Annotated in this window: 12 protein-coding genes; 3 read left to right on the plus strand and 9 right to left on the minus strand. The window is 69.3% G+C overall.

The features are described 5' to 3' along the window. The coding region (locus tag HMPREF1138_RS08115; RefSeq protein ID WP_009058580.1) for a WXG100 family type VII secretion target at window positions 1-248 on the minus strand (248 nt) is incomplete at its 3' end. A gap of 25 nt (window positions 249-273) precedes the next feature. Then, window positions 274-582: a WXG100 family type VII secretion target gene (locus tag HMPREF1138_RS08120; RefSeq protein ID WP_039936799.1), complete on the minus strand. Its 309-nt coding sequence runs from the start codon at window positions 580-582 to the stop codon at window positions 274-276. A 203-nt stretch (window positions 583-785) separates the two neighbouring features. Here HMPREF1138_RS08120 and HMPREF1138_RS08125 point away from each other — a divergent pair, with 203 nt between their 5' ends. The 3 genes from HMPREF1138_RS08125 to HMPREF1138_RS08135 are packed head-to-tail and all read left to right on the plus strand — an operon-like array spanning window position 786 to window position 5,041. Next, on the plus strand, window positions 786-2,141 hold the full coding sequence (locus HMPREF1138_RS08125; RefSeq protein ID WP_009058586.1) for an EsaB/YukD family protein: 1,356 nt from the start codon (window positions 786-788) through the stop codon (window positions 2,139-2,141). Then, window positions 2,142-3,662, plus strand: coding sequence for a type VII secretion protein EccB (locus HMPREF1138_RS08130; protein WP_009058599.1), 1,521 nt, complete (start codon window positions 2,142-2,144; stop codon window positions 3,660-3,662). Next, window positions 3,659-5,041, plus strand: coding sequence for a S8 family serine peptidase (locus tag HMPREF1138_RS08135; protein ID WP_009058595.1), 1,383 nt, complete (start codon window positions 3,659-3,661; stop codon window positions 5,039-5,041). Before HMPREF1138_RS08130 ends, HMPREF1138_RS08135 begins: the two co-directional genes overlap by 4 nt. A 4-nt stretch (window positions 5,042-5,045) precedes the next feature. Here the strand turns inward: HMPREF1138_RS08135 and HMPREF1138_RS08140 are convergent, their stop codons facing one another. From HMPREF1138_RS08140 to HMPREF1138_RS08170, 7 genes are all read right to left on the minus strand, one after another. Then, window positions 5,046-6,611, minus strand: a complete 1,566-nt coding sequence (locus HMPREF1138_RS08140) for a serine/threonine-protein kinase (protein WP_009058582.1) — start codon at window positions 6,609-6,611, stop codon at window positions 5,046-5,048. Next, a complete protein-coding gene (locus HMPREF1138_RS08145; RefSeq protein WP_009058574.1) occupies window positions 6,608-9,178 on the minus strand; it encodes a transglutaminase domain-containing protein in 2,571 nt (856 codons plus the stop codon). The genes HMPREF1138_RS08140 and HMPREF1138_RS08145 overlap by 4 nt, the downstream gene beginning before the upstream one ends. Beyond that, window positions 9,175-10,440, minus strand: coding sequence for a DUF58 domain-containing protein (locus tag HMPREF1138_RS08150; protein WP_009058590.1), 1,266 nt, complete (start codon window positions 10,438-10,440; stop codon window positions 9,175-9,177). The genes HMPREF1138_RS08145 and HMPREF1138_RS08150 overlap by 4 nt, the downstream gene beginning before the upstream one ends. Before the next feature lie 42 nt (window positions 10,441-10,482). Then, window positions 10,483-16,530: an Ig-like domain-containing protein gene (locus HMPREF1138_RS08155; RefSeq protein ID WP_238318629.1), complete on the minus strand. Its 6,048-nt coding sequence runs from the start codon at window positions 16,528-16,530 to the stop codon at window positions 10,483-10,485. Between the two features lie 119 nt (window positions 16,531-16,649). Continuing rightward, window positions 16,650-18,164 (minus strand): serine/threonine-protein kinase, encoded by a 1,515-nt coding sequence (locus tag HMPREF1138_RS08160; protein ID WP_039937594.1) that lies wholly within the window; start codon window positions 18,162-18,164, stop codon window positions 16,650-16,652. 17 nt (window positions 18,165-18,181) lie between these two features. Beyond that, complete coding sequence (locus HMPREF1138_RS08165; RefSeq protein WP_009058594.1) at window positions 18,182-20,860, minus strand: transglutaminaseTgpA domain-containing protein; 2,679 nt, start codon at window positions 20,858-20,860, stop codon at window positions 18,182-18,184. Next, a complete protein-coding gene (locus HMPREF1138_RS08170) occupies window positions 20,857-22,053 on the minus strand; it encodes a DUF58 domain-containing protein (RefSeq protein ID WP_009058578.1) in 1,197 nt (398 codons plus the stop codon). Before HMPREF1138_RS08170 ends, HMPREF1138_RS08165 begins: the two co-directional genes overlap by 4 nt. Window positions 22,054-22,061: the final 8 nt, after the last annotated feature.

Raw genomic sequence — 22,061 nt, forward strand, 5'->3', positions numbered from 1 at the left:
GCAGACTGACGAGCCTCAGACACAGCAGCCGACACACTCTGCAGGATCTCCACGATCCCGTTCATGCCATCAGTCCACTTCGCCTTAGACACCTCATACGCCTGCTTCGCCTGACCATCCCAGGACGACTGCAGCTGACGCAGCTGCGAATCCATATCCTCAAGCTTGCCATTGAGCGAGTTCACACCCGCACCCATATCAGCAACAGCCTGCTCAATCTGACCGTAGTTGTACAGAATATCAGCCATGATAAAAAACCTTCCCTACTCTCAATCAGCCAAGCATCGACTGGAACTTGTTCATCACAGCGGCCTGCTCGTCTTCGTTCGCCTTAGACTTCGCATCCGCCGAACGCATCGCAGCATGCAGCTCCGTGAGCGCCTCAGTCACCTTACGAGCCTCAGCATCCCACTGAGACATCACCTTCTGGAACGCCGACGCAGCCTCACCCTGCCATGCAGAGCCAATGCCAGCCAGCTTCGACTGCAGCGAGCTCAGCTCAGACTGAATCTGCCCCTGCGCGTCCTCAATAGTCTGCGCGCCCTTAAGCAGCGCACCCTCTAGAGCCTTCTGATCGGTCATATTTCCTCCCAGATCATCGATGGGAGAACGCCCCCACAACGGGAACGCCCTACTTGCAACGCCAGTCTAACCACACAACCCACCAAAAGTCTAACCCTTCGCCACACAATCTCATCAAACTTCTACCAAGTCCCAGGAGCCCGACAGTTTGCCCCGCCGAACACAAACAGGCAGACTATGAACATCCCAACCCGGAGGAGACAATGGTTCAGAGCACGCAGACCGCTACTGCACTCACTCCACTGACGGTCACCTACGACGATCAAACGGTCGACCTGTCAGTCCCACAGCTGTCTCCGCTGGCGGAGCTGATCCCCACGATTCTGCGCAGCATCGGGCGCATGGACGTCTACGGCGCATCCGCCGGCTTCACGGTGTCAACCTCTTCGGGACAGGTCCTCGACCAGTCCCTGTGCCTGCGCGACCAAGGTGTACGCGCGGGCGCCTCCCTCACTCTTGAGCGCGCCGGCCAGGGACGCGACGATCAACGCTTCGACGACTTGGTCGAGGCCGTGGGAAGTGCCGTCGAGAACACGGTCGACCCGTGGACACCCCTTGACTCCCTCCAGCTCTCCGCCTATGCTTCCGCGCTCTTCGTCGGCCTCGCCGGCGTCCTGCTCCTATCCGGCGCATCCCAAGGCTCCTCACTCTCCGGCGTCGTGTCCTCACTGAACGAGATCCGCACCATCGCCTACCCCATCATCGGCGCGGTCGGCGCGCTCCTCCTGACCGGCACCGCCGCCGTCGTCGCACGCAGGCTCGACAAGCCCGCCGTCGCGGTGCTCGCGAACTGCGCGCCCGTCCTCCTCGCCTGCTCAATCGCCGGCGCACTACCCGCCGGCCCATGGACCGCCTACGGCGCACTCGCCGCAGGCGTCGCCCTCACGGTCGGGGCGCTCAGCTCCCTCGTCCTGCCCGGCCGACTGCGCGCCAGCGGCCTCACACCCGCCATCATCGGCGTGTCCCTCGGCCTCTTCGGCCTCCTGTCCGGCACCCTCGGCATTCAACCCGAACGTATCTCCGCCCTCCTCGCCGCGCTCCTCCTGCTCGCCTGCCTGAGTATCCCGTGGCTCGCCATGGCCTCGACGCCCGTGCGCGTCACCGGCCCCTCAGCTGCCGCCCAGATTGACCCTCGGCAGATCGACAAGTCCGTCTCCATGGGCGTGTCCATGTCCGTGTCCATCCGACTCGGCACCTGCCTCGCGCTGGTCATCCTCACGCCCATCCTGTGCTCCACCTCCCAGGGCATCGCACTGTCCGCCCTGATCGGGGCAGCCCTCATGCTCTCCACCCGCTCCATCCGCTCGCGCGTCGAGGTCCTCATCGGAGTCCTCTCCGGCATGGCCGTCCTCGCGTGGGCCGCCTACGCCGCCGCCCTCCAGTCGGCCTCCTCGCTGCTCCTCGTGCTCGTCACCTCCCTGACAGGCAGCCTCCTCGTGCTGGCCACCAACGTCGTCACCCCGAAGACCCGCCCCTGGCTCTCGCGCACCGCCGACACGATCAGCACGCTCGTCATCATCGCCGTGCCGCCCTTCGCTCTGTACATGTGGGGAATGTAAATGGCATCCAATAAGGACATTCTCGAGGCCCAGCGCTACAACCGCCGACGCCTGATCACCTCCTTCGTCGCAGGCTCGCCCGAAGGAAAAGAAGTCGAACCCCAGGCCCCGACGCGTCCTTTCGTCATCGGAGCCGCCCTGGCCGTCGTCATGCTCCTCGTGAGCGTCGGCCTGCGCTTCCTCTACCCCGGCGCCGACAACAAGCAATCCGCCGGCCTCGCCGTCGTCTCCAGCTCCGGTGCCCGCTACTACCTCCAAGACGGACAGTGGCACCCGATCTCCAACCGGACCTCGGCGCGCCTCCTCGGCGACTCCTCCACAGGCACCATGAAGATCTCCGACACCGACCTGGCGAAGTACAGCCAAGGCCAAGCCCTGGGCATCGCCGACGCGCCCGAGGACGTCCCCTCCGACAAGAACCACATGACCGCCGACTGGACGAGCTGCGCCATCGCCGAACGCACCTTCACGTGGATCGGCAACTCCTCGCTGCTCAAGAGCAACGGCCTGCGCGCCGCCCGCAGCGCCTACGTCGCCCCCGTCGGAGGCACCGACTCCTACATCGTCTCCGGCTCCTCCAAGTTCCGCATCCCCGCCGCCGCGGGAGAAACCGTCGCCCGCCTGCGCCTGGGCTCCTCCCCCATCTCCGTCAACCCGAACTGGATCTCCCTCTTCGACGACGGACCCGACCTGGCCACCTGGACAGTCGAGAATCCCGGCGGCCCCATGGATTCCTACCCGCAGAACAACAACTCCCTGCGCCAGGGCAGCATCATCGCGGTCAAAGACACCGGCTCGACCACGTACTACGTGCTCGTCAGCACCGGCCACGCCTACCCGCTGTCCCCCCTCGCCGCCGCACTCTACGAAGGCAGCCCCCTCGCCCCCAACGGAACCATCGAAACCGCTCTGACGATCCAGCCCGGCGCCTTCGCACAGGCCTTCACCATCGCGAAAACCGACGTCGAGCCCTCGCCCTTCCCCAAGGAGTGGGCGGCCCTCGAAGGCCTCTACCCCTTCGACTCCGACTCCACCACCTCCGGCTCCGACGACGACAACCCCAAGGTCGTGCGCGTGCGCGACCAGGTCCCCTGCGCCACCCTCGAACAGGGCAAGTCCGACTCCTCCGGCGCCGTCACCACACAACAGAGCTCCACCACCGCCCACGCCACGCTGACCTTCATGTCCCAGGAAGGCGCGCGCCGCTCCACCTGGAACCTCGACCCGACGGCCGCCACCCCAGCCTCGTACTCGGCGGGCTCCGCCCTGGTCAAATCCGGCTACGGCACCCTCGCCCAAGGATCCACCAACGGCCAAACGGAGACGCCCCTGACCTTCGTATCCGACCTCGGCCTGCGCCACTCCCTCGGCGACGACCAGAAGGACACCCTCCAGCGCCTCGGCTGGGGCACCGACTACGTCCAGACCGTGCCCGAACAGTGGCTCGAACTGATCCCCAGCGGCGTCGAGCTGTCGAACCGAGCCGCGCGCCGGGAGGTCGCCAGCGGAGGCAAGTCATGACGCTCGCGCGCACCACCGGCGCCCGTCACGCCCTCCGCGCGGGCGCCTGCCTGCTCGTCGGCGCCTGCCTCTCCGTCAGCGCCGCCGTGCCCAGCCACGCCGACACGCCGACCCCCATTCCTACCCCCACGGCCACGCCCACGGCCACGGCCACGGCCACGGCCGGCAAGAACTCCGGCGGCTGCCTGTCCAGCACCGAATTCATCAGCTCCTACCCGCAGAGCGCCGACAAACGCATCGACCTCGAGCGCGTCTGGGACATCACCAAGGGCGAACACGTCACCGTCGCCATCGTCGACTCCGGCATCAGCCCCACCAGCAAACACTTCACCCCCGTCAACCCCGCCACCGACGGCGGCGCAGATTCGGCCCGTTTCCCCTCCGGTTCAGTCGTCCTGCCCGGCCTCGACCTCGTCAATGGCGGCGACGGGCGCACCGACACCTACGGTCACGGCACCCAGGTCGCCGGCATCATCGCCTCGCGCCTGCTCCCCGAACAATCCGCACTCGAAGGCGTCGCCCCGCGCGTCGCCCTGCTGCCCGTGCGCGTCTACGACACCTTCAACGAGGACCCCCAGCAGGGGCCAACCGGCCTCGACGCGGGCAAGACCGCCCAGGGCATCGAATGGGCCGCCGCGCAAGGCGCCCAGATCATCGTCGTCCCGCAGTCCCAGCCCACCCCGGACTCCCGCCTCGACGCCGCCGTCGCAGCCGCCACCGCGGCCGGCTCCCTGGTCGTCGCATCGGCGGGCAACGCCGACTCCCAGATCGTCCAGCAGTACGGCGAAGACACCGTCCCGCGCTACCCGGCCGCGATCCCCGCCGTCCTCGCCGTCACCAGCGCCACGGCCGGAGTACCCGACGGCGGCCAAGTCTCCGGCGTCCACGTCGACATCGCCGCGCCCTCCATCGCCGCGCTCACCACGGCCGTCGCGGGCGGCGACTGCCTGACCGGCGAAGCCAACAACGAGACCACCGGCAGCTCCTCCTTCGCGAGCGCCTACGCGGCGGGCGCCGCCGCGCTGGTCGCCTCCGCGCACCCCGACGAGACACCGGCCATGTGGAAGTGGCGCCTCGAAGCCACCGCACGCCGTGCCAACCCCATCGCATCGACCACCGCCATCGGCTGGGGCATGATCAACCCCTACGCGGCCGTCACCATCGCCGCAAACGCCCACGTCGACGGCCCCATCAATCCCATGACGGGCACCAGCGGAAACGACACTCCCCCCATCCTGCCCGTCACCGAACGCTCCTCCGGCGCCGAAGCCCGCACCCGCGCCGACCTGACCATCGCAGGCATCGCCTTCGCGTGCGTCACGTTCCTCGGCTGCCTCGTCGTCGTCTCCTGGCTGCGCAAGCCGGGCCGCGGCCGCTAAGCGCTCAATTCACCGCCACGCAGGCGTTGATCGACTGGGACTGCAAGCCCGATGACGCCACGACCGTGCGCACCGTCAAACAATTGTCGCCGCCGCGCGTCGCGGGCAGCGTCACGGACGCGACCGGGCTCGACGCGCCCAGCGGCGCCTCACCCGGGCGCTCCAGGCGGTACTGGAACATCAGCTGGTCGCTCGTGTAGTTCGAATCGGCGGGCGCCGTCCACGTCCACACGATCGAATCGCCCTCCACACGGCCGCTCAGGCCCGTGGGAGCCGCCGGAGGCACCGTGAGCTTACTCGGATCCTCCTGGCTCGCTGTCGGCGCTTCCGTAGGGTCGATACGCACCGAGTGCCCGCCGCCCGTCAGCATCGCGACGACGAGGCCCGCCACCACGACCGCGCCCACCAGCACGAGGGCAATGATCGCGGGAACGGGCAGACGCCGGACGACACGCTCCTCCTCGTCGTCGAAGGACGTCTCCGCCGCGCGGCCCGTCGACAGGTTGCGCGGATGATGCCACGAGTCCGCGATCGGCACGACGCCGGACTCCGAAAAATCAAAACCCACACCCGAGCGGATCGTCGCGTCCTGCGCGGCCGACGCCCCCCGAGGCCTCGTCCCCTCCCCCTGGGAGGGCACCGGAACCGGGAAGCCAGCCGGGGACGCCGGTCCCGGCACCGAGGGCCGAGGCATGTGCGGCGCATCGCGCACCTCAATCGGAGTCACGGGAAGCCCCGCCAGGCGCTGAATACCCTGGAGCGACTGAGCAAACGCCAGGGCGGAGCGGGTCCTGCGCGTCGGATCCACGCTCATCGCCGCGCGCAGCACCTCGTCGAGCTCCTCGGGCACGTCCGCGCGCGCAACCCCGCGCAGGCGCCCTGAACGCACCCGCATCGCGACCGCAACCGTCGTGTTATCCCCAATCGGATCCTCGAAGGGGCTGCGGCCCACCAGCAGCGTCCACAGCGACGACGCCAACGCCCACACGTCCTGGGACGGCTCCGCGACCGAGTTCCCATCGTGCTGCTCGGGCGGCGCCCACAGCACCGAAAAACCGTCGACGCTGCCGCCCGCGCCCTCGCCAATGCGCGCACTCACGCCGAAATCCGTCAACACCGGCGCCTTGTACGAGTCCAGCATGATGTTGCCGGGCTTAATGTCCCGATGCACGTAGCCCGACCGGTGCAGCATCTCCACGCCCGACGAAATGCGGATCATCATGTCCAACGCCGACGCCAGATCCATCGGGCGAGCCCGCACCTGATCCGCGATATTCGCGACCGGGCAGTACTCCATGATGAGGAACTGGCGGCCGTCGGGCAGCGACCCCACGCCGTACAGGTTGACGATGGCCGGGTGGCTCGACACGCGAGCCATCGCGTCGGCCTCGTACCTGATCGCCTCGTTGCAGCCCTCCACATTCGGGCGAGCAACCTTGATCGCGACGTCACGCGACGGAACCTGCTGATGGTACAGGTGCACGTCCGCGAATCCGCCCGACCCGAGGGCACGAATCCACCGGAAACCCTCAATGTGCGGGCCGGTGCCCACAACCGCTCCACGCGTCACGGCCTACTCCTCCCGCTCGACGGATTCTCCAGCGGACCATCCGCATCCTCGCCGTCCTCCAGCAAGGAACCCACGCCTCGTACCGACTCCTTCCCGGCCGCCGGCGGGCGCCTCCACGTGCGCAGCAGCGAACGCAGCGAGAAGCGACGCCGCAGGCGCACCCACAGGCTCGCAGAAGACGCCAGGGACCGCTTGAGCTGATCGACGTCCGACCACGCGGACTCCGCTTCCTTCTGGCCGCCCGTCGCCGCCGCGAAATCAGCGACGTCCGCGCGGCGAGCGATCGCCACGGTCATCGGCACGCGCTCACGGAACAGCGTCCACCCCGGGATCAGCGCCGACGTCGAGGCCTGGGACGCCACGCGCTGCGCCTCGGCTCCCTCTTCCTGGCCCTCGCGCAGCTTCCAGAACGACGCCAGCGCCCACGCCGCCTCCTGGCGGGTCTGGTCGGCGCGCACGCGCACGCCCGCGTCAATCGCCATGTCCACCACCTCGTCCCACGAACCCACCAGGGCCACGCCAGGCGAGGCCTTGCGGCGCACGCGAGTCCGCCTGGCCTTGAGCGCAGCAATCAGCGCGAACGGCGCCAGCAGCAGGAGCAGCGAACCGGACACGGTGCCGATCAGCAGCCACGGGATGCCCGCCCCCGGCGGTTCCTTCGCGGCCACGTCCTGGTCGCGGTTCACCGGCGGCAACTCCACGGGCTCCTCGGGCGGCTCCGGCGGCTGAAGCACCTGGGGACGCGGCGAATTCTTCTTCTTTTCCGAATTGTCCTGCGGCACCCGGTCCTTATCCGGCGTCGGATCGAACACGGCCCAGCCGATGCCCTCAAACTCCATCTCAACCCACACGTGCATGTCGGTGCCCACAAGCGTGCTCGCGTCCGCCGACTCGCCCGACGGGTACGCGCCGATCACGACGCGCGCGTTCCAGCCCAGCTGGTGCAGCATGAGCGCCATCAGGGCCGCATACTGCTCGTCGTCGCCGATCAGTTGGCCGCTATCCGACACCATCGCGGACAGTCGATTGAGGTGATGACCCGGGCGCGACTGATCCGTGTTCTCCGTCAAGTAGTAACCCTCATTGTGCAGGTACTGCTCGATCGCGCGCGCCTTCTCAATCGGCGAGGACGCGGAGCCCACAATGCTCGCCATGAACGTGTCGAGGCCGCTCGGGTAGGGCTCGTCCGTATCCGAATGGAACTTCACCGGCGTCGCGCCCGCGAACTGCGAATCCGTCGGCGTCACGATCGAGTCCGCGCTGATCGTCACCGTCTGCGGCTGTGCGGGCAGGCCCGTCGTCAGCGCCGCATCCGCCCACATGTCAAAGCGCAGGCCCTCCTGCTGTGCGCGAGCGTTCTCCCCGCCGAAGGTCACCGAGCGGACGTCACCGGCCACCGGCACCCACGGGCCCACAATGCCCGAGGTCTCGATCGTCGCCGTGAACGAGCCGTCGGTGCCCTGCGACCGAGTACGCGGAATCGTCGAGCCAACCGACACGTAGCCGTTACGCACGCTCACCGTCGACGCCTGCCCATCCGACTGGGCCGCGACCGAGGTGGAAACCTGGCTCTTCGGGGCGCTCATCGTAAAGGTCGTCCCGTCGTACACGTCCAACGCCGCCAAGCGCACGCGCGTGCGCGCCGGCAGCCCACGCACCGTCATGACCGTCTGCTCCGCCAGGTCCTTCTTGTAATGGCGGAACGCCGACAGCGGCGACGGGTACTGACGCACGTTAAACGGCGGCTCCACCTTCTCGCGGGCCACGATCCGTCGGCCCACCGGCCCCCACGAGGCCGTCGTCGGCAGGGCCACGCCCACCGCCAGCGCGATCATCAGGGACGAGGCCAACAGCCGCCGGGAACGGAACACCGCCTGACGGGAGGGACCGCGCGTCGAGGCCGTCGCAGCGCTCGCCCCGCCACGGCCTCGTCGATTGACGGACACGTCCAAGCCCAGCGACAGGCGCTGGTGGGAAGAAGCCCACGCGAGCCACAGGAACGCGCCCGCGAACCACACCATGAACGGCCACACGGGCGGCACGACCCCGGACAGGCCGAAAGCCAGGCCCACGACGCCCATCGCGGCGACGGGGATGATGCCCAGGAGCGGACGCCCCCACCGCACCGAGACGAGGCCGGAGATCAGCGCGCACAGCAGGCCCGTGATCCACGGGACCAGCGCGGGGCCCACGTAGGAGGCCGCCGGCGGCGTCAGCGTCAGGAGGTCCTTCCACGAGCTCACCGAGCCGCGCACGAGGGTCAGCAGCGTGTCCGTCGTGGGCACGACGCCCCAGCGCACGGTCGACGGCAGGGCGATCGGGCCGCCCAGCAGGAAGTAGGCGACGAGCAGCGCCGCGAGGGTCGAGAGCGTGTCCCACGACCAGCGCGTCGAGGCAGCCGCGATGAGCAGGCCGACCGCGACGCCTGAACCGGCGGCGATCAGGCCGACGGACGACCCGAAGACGGCCTCGTGCGTGAGGACCGGCCCCACGAAGAGCGCGGCCAACGCGAAGAAGGACAGGAGCGGCAGGCGGGGCCTGGCGCGACCAAGAGCATCAACAGTCACCGGATATCACCCACCAAGTGCGCCAGCTCGCGCAGCGACGGACAGTCGAAAAGCACGCCGCCCTCCAGGCTCCGCCGACGCGCGCGCTGCTTCGGGTTAATGCGCAGGATCTGCACAGTCACATCGCGGGGAGTGACCTGCGCGAGGTGCGCGGCCTCCTCGTCCGTGACCGCGGGGGACGCGATGACGCTGACGTAGGAGGCCGACGGGCACGAGGCGAAGGCGCGGCGCACGAGCGCCGTGATGTTCGAACGCCCGGAGTACGTCAGTGAGGCCAGGGAGTCGAGCATGCTGACCGCCCCGGTCGCCGGAATCCACCGCTTGCCCGCGGCAAAAGACACCGTGCGCGAGGCGGAAATCCCCGCCAGGGCGAGGGAAGCGGCCACCGACACCCCGTCCTCGAAGGCGTCACGATCCCAGGAGGAGCGCGCCGTGTCGAGCACGATCAGGTGGTGGGAGCGGTGCGTCTCCTCGTACTGGCGCACGATGAGCTTGCCGAGGCGGGCCGTGGACTGCCAGTGCACGGCGCGTCGATCGTCGCCCGGCTCGTAGTCGCGCAGCGCGTGGAAGGACACGTCGGAGCTGGACAGCTTCGCCGTCACCACGCCCTCGACGTCGACCTGGAAGCCGGTCGCGTCGAAAGGCACACGCACCGTGCGCGGATGGACGTAGAGGGTCACCGGGTTATCCCAGGAACGCACGCGGCGCAGCAGGCCCAGGCCGTCAGAGCGCACGGTGCGGGCCGGGCCGATCTCGATGACGCCGCGGCGGCGGGTCACGACGGAGAAGAACTCGTCCCACGTCCGGTGAGAGGGTACGCCCGGGATGACGAACTCGGCGACGCCGGCGCCGATGGGCAGCTCGATGACCTCGGAGCCGCCGCGGCGGGAGGTGTCGTTGACGACGCGGATCTCGCCCAGAGCCGTCTGGCCGGCCGTCACCCTCTCCTGGGGCAGGCGCAGCGACACGCGGTAGGGCGAGGGGGCGGCGACGAGCACGATCGCGATGACCAGCAGGGCCACGCACGCGATGGCCAGCGCGAAGGCCTCGGCCCATCCCACGACTCCCGCGACCACCAGTCCCGCGATCGCCGAGGCGATCACCAGCCACCCGAAGGGGGTGACGATGCCGCACGCGGCCAGCACGTAGCGCATTCCCGGGATCGCGCGGAGACGACGATCCAGTGCGGTACGCGCCGAGGCGACGGCCCGCAGGACGCGCGGTCGTTCCGTCAGGCCGATGTCGGCCTTCACACGCTTCATGGCGTTCCTCCCATCAGATCGGTTCCTCTCACGCCCCGGCCGTTACCGGCCCGGCTCGCAGCTTTCCACTCGCACCGCCCCGTTCAGCTCGGCCTGAGAGCCGGCCCGCGTCGGAACACCGGACTCGACCTCGGGGCCGCCCACCTTCACCAGATAGATGCGGCCGGGATCGACGTCGGAGGAGACGCGGCACACGTGCTCGACGGACGCGTTCGGCGTGAAGCCGGGGGCCACCAGGTTGAAGGTGTGGCACACCTGGCCGGGGACCTGCCCGGCGACGCCCGGGCTGCAGTTCTCGACCCACTTGGTGGACACGCCCAGCTCGGTGGTGATGCCGTTGGAGTCCGCCGAGGCCTCGCCCTGCGAATTCTTGGCAACCACGTGGGCGCTCACCTGCGCGCCCTCGGGGAGGTTGTTAACCACCACGGATTGCGAGCCCAACATGTTGACCTGCTGGCCACCCACCGTCACCGTCAACTCCGTCATGGCCGGGTAGGCCTCGGCGACGGCCACATTCACGCGGACCGCGCCGGGCCCGGCCTTCGAGATCGTCACTCCCTGCAGGGTCGGGGGCGCGATGGGCTGTCCATCGGCGCGCACGGGAGTCGACGCAACCGTGTCACCCGAGGTCGCCAGACCCACCTGGCAGAAGTAGTAGGTGCGCGCAGCAATACCGCTGCCCTCGATGATCATGCCGTCGCGAGCCTCCGAACCATCGACACACGAGCTCGGATCCGAGGAGTAGCGCAGGCTCAACTCGCCGACGGCGAAGCCATTACCGGGCGCCTTGTTCAGGTTCCTGACCACCAGCTGGCCGTGCCTGCCCGTGCCCTCGAGTGTCGGCGCGCCGATCGGCATGGGCACGGTCGACAGCGAGAAGGTCTGACTCGAGGACGAATGGTCGCCCTCGGCGTTGGACAGGTCCACGGTCACGGACACCGAGTTGCCGGGCGTGACGCCGTCGACGTGGACGGACGTGGTTGAGCCGTCGACCGGTATCGGCTTCCCGTCCACAGTCACGGTCGTGGTCCCCCAGTTGGTGCCGCCGGAACGACCAAGCTTCCACGAGACGTCGACGGAACCCGTCGACCCATCGGCGCTCGAGCCCACGTGCTTCAGCGTGATCCCAGTGGCGGGATCCGGCTTGCCGTGCGGGGTCGCGTTCGCCGGCAGGGACCACTCGGCCTGCTTCTCCGCGCCGTTCCGGGCGACGATCGACACCGTGTAGTTGACGCCGTTCTCCAGGTCGCCGATTGTCGCCGACGTGGCGGAGGCGTCCGCCGTCGTCTGCTTGCTGGAACCATCGCCGCCGTTGACCGCGATCTCATACTTCGTGATCGGGGACCCCTCGTTGTCCGGAGCGCCCCACGTCACGGTGACCTGACCGTCGCCCGCCGACAGGGTCGGCACGGCCATCTTGGCCGGCGTCGCGTCGACCAGGACATCCGCCGAGGGCTCCGACGGGTCGGAATCGCCGACGGCGTTGCGGGCAACGACGGTGAACTTGTGCCGAGCGCCGTTGGTCAGACCCGACACCTCACACACCGTCTGCTCACACACCGCGCCCCCGCCCTGCGAGCTCGTCACCATGTACTGCGTGATGCGCGCACCGTTATCCGCGCCGGGCGTAAAGGACACGCTCGCGCGCCCCGCGCCCGTGGGCGTCACCTGAACGTTCTCGGGGCGATCCGGGCGGTCGCGCACCGTCACCGACACGCGACCCTCGACCACGCGCGAGGAATCCAACGTCTTATCGATCACTCGATAGACGATCACCATGTTCCCGTGGAAGCCCGCGCGCGGGCTCACCGCCAGGACCGTGCCCTGCGGGTCCACCGTGCCCTCGCCGACCTCAACGGTCGCCCGCTGAATCGTGATCGGCGTGTCCGGGAACGGGTTCGTCGTGTACTGCGTCAGATCCACGTTCACGGTGCTGCCCGCATCCGCGACAATCTGCGCGAGCGACGTCTGGATGAGCGGGCGCGTCGAGGCCACGACCTCGATCGGCACCTTCGCGCTCACCGGGCTGCCCGAGCCATCGTCCACGCTCAGCGTCAGCGAGCCAGCGGGCCCCGGCCTCGTACCGGCCTCCGCGCTCACCGCCAGGCGGGTCTCCGACTCATTACGCACCGTGATACCCGAGGGGATGTCCGACACGCGGTAGGTGAAGGACGACGGGTCGGGCGTATCCGGGTCGGAAACCATCAGCGGCAGGTTCACGGACGTCTCTTCGCCCGACGCGACGCGGATCACCGTCGGCGTGATCGTCGGCGGGTGGTTCTGCGTGGCCTCCACCTGGATCGGCAGGGTCAGCGACGCCGAGGACGCTGAATCGTCTCCTTCGCGCCCGTCGAAGACCTCGACGTTCACGAAGGTCTTACCCACGTAGCTCGAATCGACGGTGAAAGAAATGGAGGTCTCGTCGGCCGTCAGGTTCGTCAGGCCGGCACCCCCGCGCACGGTCGACACGTCGCGAATGTAGGCGTGCGCGTCACGCTTGACCATCACGAAATCGTCAAGGGACAGGGTCTTGGACTCCCCCGCCTTCAGGCGGATCGGCACGCGCGAGGGGTTCACCGCGGGCACCTTGCGTTCCGCGCCGGGCACCGACACGACCGCCGAGGAGGACAGCCCGTCCTGGTCCGTGATCGAGTAGACCACGAGGCGGCGATCCGTCTGCGGTGTCACCGTCACCTTGTGCGTCGTGTTATCCACGCTCACGCCGTCGGCGCTCGAGGAGATCGTCAGCTCCGACAGGGCGCCATCCGGATCCTCGTCGTTGGCGAGCACGGTGACCTCGACCGGGGCGCCATCACGCGGCATGTCGGACAGCGACACGAGGTCGTCGCGCGCGATCGGCGCCATGAGCGGCGCGTCCGCGGCAACGTTGACCGTCAACTGACCCGTCGCGGATCCGCCGCGGCCGTCCTCAACCACGTAGGTGACGACGAAAGGATTCTCCTCGGCGGGCGTCGTCAGCGACACGGAGGTGGCCGACACGACCGAGGCCTGCACCTGGCTGTTCGAGGACTCCAGGGATCCCTCGCGCAGCTTCAGGGTGTCGCCGTCGGGATCGACGTCGTTCGACAAGACGTTGACCTCGATGGTGCGCGACGGGCGCGCCTGGATGACGTCGGGCAGCGCAACCGGGTTGTGGTTAAGTTCCGAGGGCGGTGCCACGCCCACGCGCACGCGCGCCTTCGCCTGACGGCCCAGGCGATCCTCGACCGTGTAGGTGAACACGTCCGTGCCGGAAGCATCCGAGTTCGGCGTGTACTCGATCCACTCGGTGCCCAGCGTCGCCGTGCCCATCGTCGGGGGCTGGTCGATGCCCACCAGGGTCACGGAGTCGCCGTCCGGGTCGATGCCGGTGAGGGGCACCGGGATGCGCGTCGTCTGGCCGGCGGCCGCCCACGCCGTCAGAGCCTTGGGCTGGGGCGCGGAATTCGCCTGCTCGGCGCCGATGACGTTGAAGGTCGCCGTCGCGCTGGCCGTGTTGCCGGCGCTGTCGGTCACCGTGTAGGTCACGTCGACGCGGCCCGTCTTCTGCCCGGCCTCGAAACGCACCAGGTTACCGGTCACGAAGGCATGTCCGTACTCGGAGTCGACCGTGCCCGCCAGGGACGAGGACACGCTCATCTGCAGGCCGGAGGGCGAACGGTCGTTCGCGAGGACCTGGATGGAGGCGATGTCACCCACGCGCACCTTCGCCGAGTCGTCTTGCAGCTCGAGCGGGGCGCGATCATCCTTCGCGCGCGTCGGAATGACGGCCACCGAGGCCGTGGCGGCGCCCGAGCCGTTGGACACCGTGTAGGTGAAGCGCGCGACGTCGTCGAGGCCGGCGGGCGCAGTCACGCGCAGGAGGTGACGGTCGATGAGGGCCACCTCGATGCCCGCGTCAGAGTCGACCTCGATGGACTGGACGACGAGGACGCCGCCGGAGGGATCCGTGTCGTTGGCCAGGGGTGCGACCAGGGCGGAGCCGCCGCTGGGCAGGATCGCGATATCGTCCTCGGCGACCGGAGCCGCGTGCTCGTCGCCGGAGACGACGTCCACGCGCACGACGCCGACGACGGCCTCGGGCCCGTCGCTGACGGTGTAGGTGAACTCGTAGGAGCCCACCTGCGAGCCCGTGAAGGTCACGACGCCCAGCTCCAGGTCGGGCACCAGCGTCGTCGACGCGGGTGCGGTCGAGACCTTCGTGAGCGTCAGAACGTCGCCGTTGGGGTCCGTGTCGTTCGCCAGCGGCGCGACCACCAGGGGTTCGCCCACGCGCGCGACGTAGAAGTCGGCGTTCGCGATCGGCGCGATGTTGCCGGGCTCCTGGACGAGGACGGTCAGCTCACCCTCGGTGGTCAGCCAGCCGTCGGACACGTACACGGACACCGTGTGGGCGCCCGTGGTGGCGCCGATGTCGCGGATCGACAGGGTACCGTCCTCGGAGAACTGAACCGACAGGCCCTCGGAGCCCTCGGCCCTCTCCAGGAAGATCTGGTCGCCGTCCGGGTCGATCCAGTCGGCCAGGACGTTGTATTCAATCTGCGCGCCCGCGCCGAGCTTGACGTTGGCGTCGTGGACGCGCTTGGGGCCGACGTTCTCGCTCCACGGGTGCACCCGCAGGGAGACGTTCGCGGTGGCCGAGGCCAGGCCGTCGGAGGCGGAATAGGTGAAGGAACTCGTCCCCTGCGCGTCGTCGCCGACGCCCGTGATCTGCAGGGCGCGCCCACCGCGCGTGACGACGACGGAGCCGAAGGAAGGCTGCGAGGTCGCCTCCGCGGTGAGCACGTCACCGTCGGAATCGGAGTCGTTTTGCAAAACGGGCAGGAGCGTGGATTTTCCGGGGCGCACGCCGAAGTCGTCGTCGACGGCCGTGGGGGGCGTGTTCTTCTCGTTGCGCTGCGGGTCGCTGATCTGCTCGAGCAGGTCGGGGTTGGATTCGTCCGACTCGACCTCGTTGGCGTCCGGGTTGTCCTGATCCCAGTTGTCGACCATGATCATGTCGCGGTCGGGCAGCCACACGGTGCCCGCATCGACGTCGTTGAGGACGATGCGGGTGCGGTTGACGCGGAAGACCGGCTGCTTCGACGTGGCCAGGTTCTCGACGTTCGAATAACGCTGGGTGCCGCTCTCACACACGCGGATCGCCGCACCCGAGGTGCCCCACGCGCCGTACTGGCAGCCCTGGTGGAAGGCCGGGGGCGCGGGGACGCCGCCGATGCTCGACCCCTCCTGCGCCGGCGTCACGGTGGGGGCGCCGCCGTCCAGCGGCACGCTCACGAGAGAATCGGCGGTCGCCAGGAGCACCGAGGACGAGGCCGGACCCGCCATCTGCAGGGACGCGCCCGGGGCGATCCCGTCCCCGTTGAGCGCGCGCGTGCGCCCCGAGGGCAGCACGAGTGTATTGGTCGTCGCGTCGTAAATGACGGGCTTGTCGCCGACCGCGGTGATCGACAGGTCATCGCCAGCAGAAATACCGCTAAGCGTGGACTTCGACACAGACCAGGTCGCCCCCGCGCGCGCCACCGTCGTCAGCGTCGCGTACTGCGGCGCGTAGGCGTAAACAGTGCCCTTCATCGACACCGTCACCACGCCCCCGGCCAAGCCGTCGGCGATGGCCTCCGTGTCGTCGTACTTCAGGGCGTCTGGACGATTCGCGTCCCCCACCCACAGGTATCCGGCCGACGCGTCGAGGACCGCGAGCGTCGTTGCGCCCTGCGCGACCTGCGAGCCCTCCGGCACCGTGATCGCACCGCCGAGCTTCATGCCCGCCACGTCGACGGAAGACACGGAGTGAGTCGTCTCATCGCCGATCGTCACCGTGCGCCCATCCTGGCCCAGGGAGACCTGCGCGCTCGGCGTCGACACGAAGCCGTCGAAGGTCAGCGCGTCGTAGTTCAAGTGGCCCAGTGACAGGTCCGAGCCCTTCGACACCCAGATGCCGCCGTCGTCCACGTCGAGCTCCGTCACCTCGATGCCGCGATGGATGATCGCAACGACGACGAGAATCGCCGCCAGCAGCAACACACCGATCGCGGGAAGACGACGCGACACCCGACGAAGCGCCTTCACGGCGCGGTCACTTTTCGTCACGATGCTCACCACTCTCCCAACAACCTGCCCCGCCCGAACGCAGGGTCCTCAACAGCCTATCTCAAAACAATGAGGGGTACGACCCCCGCTCCACACCCCGGGAGGCGCCACACGCGCGGTCAGGGAACGACCGTGCACTGGCGCACCGGATCCGACATTCGCCCAGACGAACGCGACACCGTCGTGATCTGCATGCAGTTCTCGCCGCTGGCCCCGTCCACGCTCACGGTCGTCGTCTCGACGCTGCCGCTCGCGCTTCCGCCCGCGCCCGACGACTCATACGTGTAGGTGAGGTCGGCCTGGGCGGCGCCCTGCGGCGCGCTCCACGTCCACGTCACCGTGCCGTCGGCGTACTCCCCCGACAGGTTCGTCACCTGCGGCGGGGCCGCGCCGAGCGCGTCCTCCGGCCTCGTCGAGGCGCTCGTCGTCTCCTGCGCGGGAGCGATGCGTGTGAAGGACCCCTCCCCGCGCAGCATGCCCACCGCCAGGCCGGCGGCGATCACCGCGGCCAGCAGCGCCAAGATCACACCCGCCACCGGGCTCATCCCGCGCTTCGACGAGGAGGACTCCTCGACCACGCGACGCTCCGAGGCCTCGTCCGCGTCCGAGGAACGCTCAATCTTCCACGAATCAGCCACGGCCTCGACGCCGCCCGAGCCGGCCCCGCCCTCGAAGGAATACGTGGACGAGCGCAGGCGCGTCTTATCCGGGTCGATGACCGGCGCGCCGCGCAGGCGCGTCTTCTGGTCCCCGGCGGCGGGCGCGGCCGAGGCCTTGGAGCGCTTCTCCTTGATCTCCATCTCAGTGCGGGGCAGGCCCAGCTCCTGTTGGACGCGCTGCAGTCCCTGCCCGAACTCCATCGCCGAGGGCGTGCGCTCCTGCGGATCAACCGCCATCGCCGCGCGCAACACGCGCTCCAGCTCCGCCGGCGCATCCGCGCGCCCCAAGCCGCGCATACGCCCCCGCTGCACGCGATTAGCGATCGACGCCGCCGAATTATCGCCGATCGGATCCTCGAACGGGCTGCGACCCGTGATAAACGTCCACATCGTCGAGGCGAGCGCCCACACATCCTGCAAGGGCGAGGCCGGGGAATTCACGTCCTGCTGCTCCGGCGGCGCCCACAGCACCGAGAAGCCGTCAAACGCGCCGACCTCCAGGCGACCCACCTTCGAGGCCACACCAAAATCCGCGAGCACCGGCTTGCCGTATGCGTCCAGCATGATATTCGACGGCTTGATGTCGCGGTGCACGTAGCCCTGGCGGTGGAACATCTCGACGACGCCACACACCTTGATCATCGTGTCCAGCGCCGTCTCCAGCGACATCGGGCGCGCTCGAACCTGCGTGAGCAGATCCGCGACCGGGCAGTACTCCATGACCAGGTAGGCGCGTCCGTCGGACGTCGTCCCCACGCCGTGCAGCTCCACCACCGACGGGTGCCCCGCCAGCAGCGTCATCGCGTCGGCCTCGCGGTGCAGCTCCTGCGTGCCGCGCTCATCGCCCTGGGCGCGCACCACCTTGATCGCCACGTCGCGGCTGGGCAGCTCCTGACGGTACAAGAACACGTCGGCGAAACCGCCCTGCCCCAGCGGGCGCACCCACCGGAAACCGGGGATCTCGGGTCCGCGCATGCCGGCCACAGCTGGGCTCACTGCTCCTTCTCCTCGTGCATCGTGCGCGCGATGGACGCGCTCAGGCGCAGCTTGCGGCGCATGCGCAGGCTACGCAGGGACAGCGCGCGACGCACCCGCGCGAAGAAACCGGAACGCTTGGCCACCTGCGCACGCAGCTCGCCCACCTGCACCCACGCATCGCGAGCACGGTCGCGGGAGGCGCCGTGGGACGCGAAGTCCGCGACGTCCGCGTAGCGCGCGATCACGACCGGCGCGGGAACGTCGTCGCCGAAGCGGCTCCACCCGTCGATCACGTAACGGCCCGACGAGGCCGAGGCCTCGTCGAACTCGACGGAGTCAATCGACCCGTCGTCGCCGTGGCGCACCTCGCCCGTCACCAGGGCGAAGGGGTCGCCCGGGTGCTCGCCGAGATCCCACTGCGAGGCCAGCGACCAGGCAGTCTCCTGGCGGGTGCGCCCCACCTCAATGCTCAGGCCCGAGTCGGCCGCCAAGTCCACGACCTCGTCCCACGAGCCGATCAGGGCGCTCACCGCGGCCGAGCGGCGCCGACGGCGACGACGCCCCGCCTTGTAGGCCAAGACCGCGAGCGGCGGCAGCAGGAGCAGCAGGAATCCGCCAGCGATGCCGACGACGACACCCCACGGGAAGGGATCCTCTGGTTCCTTGGTCGGATCCGCGTTCTGGTCGCGCGTCGTGGGAGGCAGCTCGGCGGGCGCTTCCGGGGGCTCCGGCGGCTGGAGGACCTGCGGGCGCGGCACGGAGCGAGGCTTGGGGACCTGCGTCTGCGGCGTGTGGTCACGCGGCGGCGTCGGATCGAAGACGGCCCAGATGCCACCCGCGAACTCGACCTCGACCCACGCGCGAATGTCGGAGCCACGCAGGGAGGCGGCGCCGCCCTGGGAGCCGCCCTCCGGGTAGGCGCCCATGACGACGCGAGCGTTGATGCCCATCTGGTGGAGCATGAGCGCCATGAGGGCCGTGTACTGCTGGTCGTCGCCGATCAGGTTCTCGTCCCCGGACAGCATCCGCTCCAGGCGGTCGGTGCGCACGCCCGGACGCGAGAACTGCGTGTTCTCGTTGAGGTAGAAGCCGTTCGTCGACAGGTAGTGCTCGATGGCGCGGGCCGCCGCGAGGGACGTCGTCGCGTTCTGCGTGAGCTCCGAGGTCTTCGTGGCGATCCCCTCGGGGACGTTCGTGTCCCGGACCGTGTTGGGCACGACCGCCAGCGACTCCAGGTCCTCGTCGCGCACGGGGTCCGTGAACGTCGCCTCGACGGAGTAGGTCATGGTTCCGGCGGGCCCGGTCGTCAGCGCCGCGTTGGACCACAGGTCGAAGAACAGGCCGTCCTTCTGCGCGTCCGCGTCGGCTCCGGAGAACGTGATCTGCGAGGGCGTGCCCAGGACGGGAACCCACGGCCCCGACATGCCGATGGTGGACACCTCCACGGCCTCGCCGCCCGCCTCGCGACCGGGGATGGTCGTCTCGACGGGAATGTAGCCGGTGTGGCCGTCTCCCCTCGTCTCGGACATGCCGAAGGTCGTGCCGTTGTACACGTCCATCGCGGCGATGCGCACGCGCTGGTTTTCGGGCAGATCCGACACGGTCAGGAGGGTCTCGTCCTTCAGGTCGGTCGTGTAGTGGCGGAACGAGGCCATGGGCGAGGGGTAGTCCTGGATGTCCAGCGGCGGCTCCACGAGGTCGCGGCCCACGACGCGCGTGCCCCCCGACCCCAGCCAGGACGCGGCCGGTAAAGCCACGCCCACGGAGATAGCGATCATGAGGAGGGCGCCAACGATGCGGGTCCCCACGTACACGGTCGAGCGGGACTGGCGTCCGAGGGTGTTCTCGGAGCCGCGCGCGCCCGAGCGCCCGACCAGGACGTCCTGGCCCAGCGTGATGCGCTGATACTGGGCGGCGGCGGCCCACCAGGCGGCCAACGTCCCCCACCACGCCAGGACCGCCCACACGGGCAGCGGGTGCTCAGACAGGCCAAAGAAGACGGAAACGACGGCCATGAGCACCAGGGGAATGGATCCTAGGATCGCGCGCCCCGCGCGGGCGGTGATCAGGCCGGCGAGGGCCGCCAGCACGAGGCCACTCATCCACGGTACGAGGGCGGGGCCCGAGTAGGCGGACACCGGCGCGGTGAGCGTCAGCAGGTCCTTCCACGCGCGGAAAGACCCCAGGACCATGACCTGCAGCGTCTTACCGGTGGGCAGGACACCGAAGAGGGCCTCGGCGCGCAGGGCCGCGGCGCTGCCCAGCAGGAAGTAGGTCGCCAGGACAGCCAGGACGGTCGTGACCGCGTCCCAGCGCCACCTGGTCGATGCGGCGGCGATTCCCAGGCCGCACACCACGCCGGCGCCCGCGGCGATCGCCCCCACTCCCCCGCCGAAGACGGGCTCGAACGCGGCGACCGGGCCGACAAAGAGGAGGGCGAGGACCAGCAGCGACCACAGCGGCATGCGCGTGCGATAGGTCGCGAAGCGCTGAGTGATCGTGAGCAGGCGATTGCGCGTGGTCCTCGGCTTGGGCGCGTGCTTCTCGGCACCAGACCCCGAGGCGGGGGGCGGGGACGGCTGGATAGGCTCCGCCTGCGCGTGCGGCGCGGTCTTGACGGGCTGGGCCGCCACGGCCTCGGCCTGGGAGTCGATGCGCTGAGCGCGAGGCTTCGTGTTGGTGGAATGACTCATGCGAGACCCCCGGCGACGATGATGCGCGACAGGTCATCCAGGGTCGAACAGTCGAGGAGGACGCCTCGGCCGAGGTCGCGGCGTCCGCGCGCCCGATCAGCGCCGATACGAATGATGGAAACGGGCACGTCGATAGGCGCCAGGCGGGCCAGGTGCGCGGCGTCCGAATCAGTGGTCTGAGGACCGACGATAAGCGTGAGGGCGGAGACACCGGGGCGCTGCGCCACGGCCTCGCGCACGCGCAGGGCCAGGTCACCGAAGGAGCGCGCCGAGACCTCGGACAAAGAGTCCAGGAACCGCATCGCGACCGTCGAGGGCAGCCACGACTCCGTCGTCGTCACCGACACCGGGCGGGATTCGCGCAGGTTCGCCAGGCCCAGCGAGCCCGCGACCGACACGGCCGTCTCGAAGGAGTCGTAATCCCACGCGTCGCGGGAGGTGTCCAGCACGATGACGTGGTGGGAGCGGTGCGTCTCCTCGTACTGGCGCACGATGAGCTTGCCGAGGCGGGCCGTGGACTGCCAGTGCACGGCGCGTCGATCGTCGCCCGGCTCGTAGTCGCGCAGCGCATGGAAGGACACGTCGGAGCTGGACAGCTTGCCGGTGGACACGCCCTCGACGTCCAGCTGGAAGCCGGTCGCGTCGAAGGGAACGCGCACCGTGCGCGGGTGCACGTGCAGGATGACGGGCTCGTCCCACACGCGCACGCGGCGCAGCAGGCCCAGGGCGTCGGAGCGCACGGCGCGCGCCGGGCCGACGTGAATGAGGCCGCGGTGACGCGAGGAGATCAGGAACATCTCGTCCCACTTCTCGTGGGAGCCCAGCGGCGGCACCACGAATTCACCCGTGCCCGAACCGATCGGAAGCTCGATAATGCCCGAGCGCACCGGACGGGCGCGCTCGTTGCGCACCAAAATCTCGCCGACGGCCGTCTGGCCTGCGACGATGCGCTCGTTCGGCACGCGAATCGACACGACGTGCGGGGACTTCCAGGCGACGCGGGTGGCGGCCAGGACCAGGGCGACGACGCCGGCGAGCGCGCACGCCAGGGCCTCGACCCACTCCAGCGTCGCCGCCAGGATGAGGGCCACCGCGATGAACACGACGAGCGCCCACCCGGTGGGCGTCACCGCGCTCGCCAGGGCTTTGAGGGGATGCGGACGGGAGGCCTGCGCCCTGCGGGGCGAGACCATCGTCGAAT

Source organism: Actinomyces sp. ICM58 (genome assembly GCF_000283035.1).
GTDB lineage: Bacteria > Actinomycetota > Actinomycetes > Actinomycetales > Actinomycetaceae > Pauljensenia.

Excerpts from the sequence above, each read along its gene's own strand:
- HMPREF1138_RS08125 (WP_009058586.1), top strand. The coding sequence starts at position 786 with ATGGTTCAGAGCACGCAGACCGCTACTGCACTCACTCCACTGACGGTC.
- HMPREF1138_RS08160 (WP_039937594.1), bottom strand. The coding sequence starts at position 18,164 with ATGCGCGGACCCGAGATCCCCGGTTTCCGGTGGGTGCGCCCGCTGGGG.
- HMPREF1138_RS08135 (WP_009058595.1), top strand. The coding sequence starts at position 3,659 with ATGACGCTCGCGCGCACCACCGGCGCCCGTCACGCCCTCCGCGCGGGC.
- HMPREF1138_RS08120 (WP_039936799.1), bottom strand. The coding sequence starts at position 582 with ATGACCGATCAGAAGGCTCTAGAGGGTGCGCTGCTTAAGGGCGCGCAG.
- HMPREF1138_RS08170 (WP_009058578.1), bottom strand. The coding sequence starts at position 22,053 with ATGGTCTCGCCCCGCAGGGCGCAGGCCTCCCGTCCGCATCCCCTCAAA.
- HMPREF1138_RS08165 (WP_009058594.1), bottom strand. The coding sequence starts at position 20,860 with ATGAGTCATTCCACCAACACGAAGCCTCGCGCTCAGCGCATCGACTCC.
- HMPREF1138_RS08150 (WP_009058590.1), bottom strand. The coding sequence starts at position 10,440 with ATGAAGCGTGTGAAGGCCGACATCGGCCTGACGGAACGACCGCGCGTC.
- HMPREF1138_RS08130 (WP_009058599.1), top strand. The coding sequence starts at position 2,142 with ATGGCATCCAATAAGGACATTCTCGAGGCCCAGCGCTACAACCGCCGA.